The organism is Kribbella sp. NPDC058693, assembly GCF_042715335.1.
GTDB classification, from domain to species: Bacteria; Actinomycetota; Actinomycetes; order Propionibacteriales; family Kribbellaceae; genus Kribbella; species Kribbella jiaozuonensis.
In genome coordinates, this window is record NZ_JBHXSQ010000004.1 from 1,333,789 (window position 1) to 1,336,794 (window position 3,006).

4 protein-coding genes are annotated in these 3,006 nt (G+C 69.3%); 2 read left to right on the forward strand and 2 right to left on the reverse strand.

The window, feature by feature from the left end; genetic code table 11:
• A partial coding sequence (locus ACFWUU_RS32850) for a hypothetical protein (RefSeq protein WP_380181327.1) occupies positions 1-768 on the forward strand: 768 nt, incomplete at its 5' end.
• A 242-nt stretch (positions 769-1,010) separates the two neighbouring features.
• Here ACFWUU_RS32850 and ACFWUU_RS32855 read toward each other — a convergent pair.
• A complete protein-coding gene (locus ACFWUU_RS32855; protein ID WP_380181329.1) occupies positions 1,011-1,373 on the reverse strand; it encodes a DsrE family protein in 363 nt (120 codons plus the stop codon).
• A gap of 621 nt (positions 1,374-1,994) precedes the next feature.
• Here ACFWUU_RS32855 and ACFWUU_RS32860 point away from each other — a divergent pair.
• Positions 1,995-2,489 carry an FABP family protein gene (locus tag ACFWUU_RS32860; protein ID WP_380181331.1) on the forward strand — a complete coding sequence of 165 codons (495 nt, stop codon included), beginning with the start codon at positions 1,995-1,997 and terminating at the stop codon, positions 2,487-2,489.
• Between the two features lie 117 nt (positions 2,490-2,606).
• On the opposite strand, the gene ACFWUU_RS32865 is transcribed toward ACFWUU_RS32860, so the two are convergent.
• A partial coding sequence (locus ACFWUU_RS32865; protein WP_380181333.1) for a hypothetical protein occupies positions 2,607-3,006 on the reverse strand: 400 nt, incomplete at its 5' end.

Consider the following 3,006-nt stretch of genomic DNA (forward strand, 5'->3'; position numbering starts at 1 on the left):
CGGCTCCTGGACGAGGACGGCGTACTCCGCGACTCGACGATCGGCGCTGACAACGAGCAGGACACAGGCGTGGACCAGGCTGGTGAGTTCGTCGGCCAGGACGGTGCCGTACAGAACCAGACGATCGGCGCCGAGAACCAGCAGCAGGACACGGGCCTGGACCAGGGCGGCGAGTTCGTCGACCAGGACGGTGCCGTGCGCAATCAGACGATCGGCGCCGACAACCAGCAGCAGGCCGATCTGACGCAGAGCCAGCAGGTAACCGGTGAGGAGCAGGACGTCTCCGGGCAGGACCAGGAGGTCGTTGAGCCGCAGCCTGCGCAGGTGGCCGAGCAAGGGCAGCAGGTCCAGGCGCCTGAGCAAGGGGCAGGTGACCAGGTTCCCAACCAGGCCGGCCAGCAGGTGAATGCGCAGCAGGTTGGCAACGCCGCGCAGTCCGGCGTCGACCAGAGCGCCGCCCTAGGTTCCGACGAACAGGGTCAGGGCCAGGAAGGCCAAGCGCAGAGTCAGTGGCGACCGCCCGAGGAACCGGTGCTCGACCAACAGCGCGCGCAAAGCGGTCCCAACCAGCCAGGCGGCCAGATCTCCGCGGGCGAGCGCGACACGCTAGCGCGCACCCAGCAAGGCCACGCCCCCGCCGCCGGCGCAACCAGCCGCGAAGGCGGCGGCGTAGCCACCAGCGAACGCCCCGGCACCCCCTCCCAACAACGCGGCCAAGACCGCTCCCGCAACGACCGAGGCCGAGACGACGGCGGCCGCGAACGCTAACCACCCACCCGCACGGTCCCCCGCCAACAACCACGGCGGGGGACCGTTGCGTTTCATCGAGTCCACCGGATGACATCCTGCAGGAGCCCGCCGCCAGCCTGCATCACCTGGCCAGCCTGCATCACCTGGCCGGGCGGCGACTGGGCCGGCGTTCAGGTCCGGTGGTGGGCGCGGAGTTTACTGCGCCTCGCCAGGATCCTCGGCTCTTGCTTGGCGCCACCTGCCGGTGGTTGTAGTGGTGCCTAGTAGACGATTGCTTGGGCGTTTTCGGCGAGGATCTCTTCGGTGAAGGTGGGGGCTCCGGCTACGCGCGTGCCGGGGCGGAGGTCGGGTTCGGTGAGGTTGCGGCGTTTGGCGCATTGGGTGCAGACGGTGAGTTGACCGCCCTCGAGTACTGCGGTGAGCAGGTCGGCGAGCGGGGCAGCGTGAGGGAGTTCAAAGTCCTCCGCACGTCCAGGTACGGCGAACCAAACCGCCTCGCCGGTCAGCCAGAGCGAAACCTGCGCACCCGCCGCGACCGCCGAAGCGGCGACAGTGAAGGCCTGGTTGGCGCGCTCGGCCTCCTCGGCACCTGCAGTCAGCTTGATCACCAACGTACGACCCATCCCGCCACGCTAGCCGACCCCAGCCGCCCGTTGCCCCACAGTTGGCCGTCCAGCCCCGCCCAAGCCCGGCGAACAGCCCGACGCCAACCGAACCGGCGAGAGCCGGCGTACCACCCAACCCCGGCCGAACCCGACAGGTGGCGGTCCGGGTCGAACCTAGGCGGGAGTCGGCGGGCATCGACGAACCGGCCGGGCCTGGCCGATCCTGGCGGACTCGACGGGCTGGCTGATGCCAGCCAACCCCAGCGGGGCGCCGTACCCAGCGGGTCCCAGAGGGCTCGCGTACCAACCGCATCCCGGTGGGGTCGGCGTACGGACCGTGTCCGGGTGGGGTCGGCGTACGGGCTGGGTCCGGGCAGGTTGGCGTACGGACCACTTCTCGGCGGCGGCCGGCGTACCGACCGAACCCCCGGCCGAGCCCGGCAGGTGGGGCGGGTGGGGTTGGTGCGGGAGGTCACGTGGTGGGTGGGGTGGGGGTGGGCGGGGATCCTTTAGAGTGGTGGGCGTGTTGCATGTTGTGTTTACCTCGTTGCTGATTCTGGTCTGTGTGTTCATGGGCTGGTTCTCGGCGTTTGTTGTCTATCGGCTGTATCGCGGCCGCAACGCGGGCTGAGTGATTCGATGGCGTTCGAGATTCCGCAGGATCTGCATCCGGACCTGATGCCGCTGGCGTGGTTGCTCGGGCGGTGGGAGGGTCGCGGGCACGGGGACTACCCGACGATCGAGAAGTTCGAGTTCGGGCAGCAGATCGACTTCAGCCACAACGGGAAGCCGTACCTGCACTACGTCAGCCAGACGTTCGTCGTCGGCGAGGACGGGACCAAGGAGCGTCCGCTCGCGGTCGAGACCGGGTTCTGGCGGCCGCAGCCGGACAACAAGGTCGAGGTGATCCTGGCGCACCCGACGGGTATCGCGGAGATCTGGTACGGCGACATCGACGGCGCCAAGATCGAACTGCAGACGGACGTCATCGCACGCACCGTCACCGCAAAAGAGGTCACCGCCGGCCACCGCCTGTACGGCCTCGTCAACGGCGAGCTCCTCTGGGCCTACGACATGGCCGCCGAAGGCCAAGCCCTCCAGCCCCACCTCTGGGCCACCCTCGTCCGCGCCTAACGACACGCGCGGCTGAGCGTCTCCGGGCACCCCACAACCCGTAGCTCCTCCGCACCCCAAACGGCCACGAATCGGGCTGCACGGATCGGGCTGGCGCCGGGAGCGAGTCGGCGCGGATCAGGTCGGTGCCCCGAGCGAGTCAGCCTGACGGTGGTCGGATGGTACGACGCTGGGCAGCGTGTGACCGTCGTAGTACCAACGAAGGTCGAGCGCGTGCTCGAGCCGTGAGCGCTCGCGAGGCCCAGAAGCCGCAAGCACACACGCAGCCCCAGCAGACGCAGTCCACCTGCACGGGATCGCGCGGATCGCCCGCAGTCGCGTGACCCGGCGGTACGACGCCGGGTGGCGTGCGACCTTCGCCGTACCCGACGAAGGTCGACCGCGCCTGCGTGCTTGAGCGCGCCTGGTCGCGAGCCGCAGTACGAGCCGCAGTACGAGCCGCAGTACGAGCCGCAGTACGAGCCGCAGTACGAGCCGCAGTACGAGCCGCAGTACGAGCCGCAGTACGAGCCGCAGT

Excerpts from the sequence above, each read along its gene's own strand:
- ACFWUU_RS32855 (WP_380181329.1), bottom strand. The coding sequence starts at position 1,373 with ATGGGTCGTACGTTGGTGATCAAGCTGACTGCAGGTGCCGAGGAGGCC.
- ACFWUU_RS32860 (WP_380181331.1), top strand. The coding sequence starts at position 1,995 with ATGGCGTTCGAGATTCCGCAGGATCTGCATCCGGACCTGATGCCGCTG.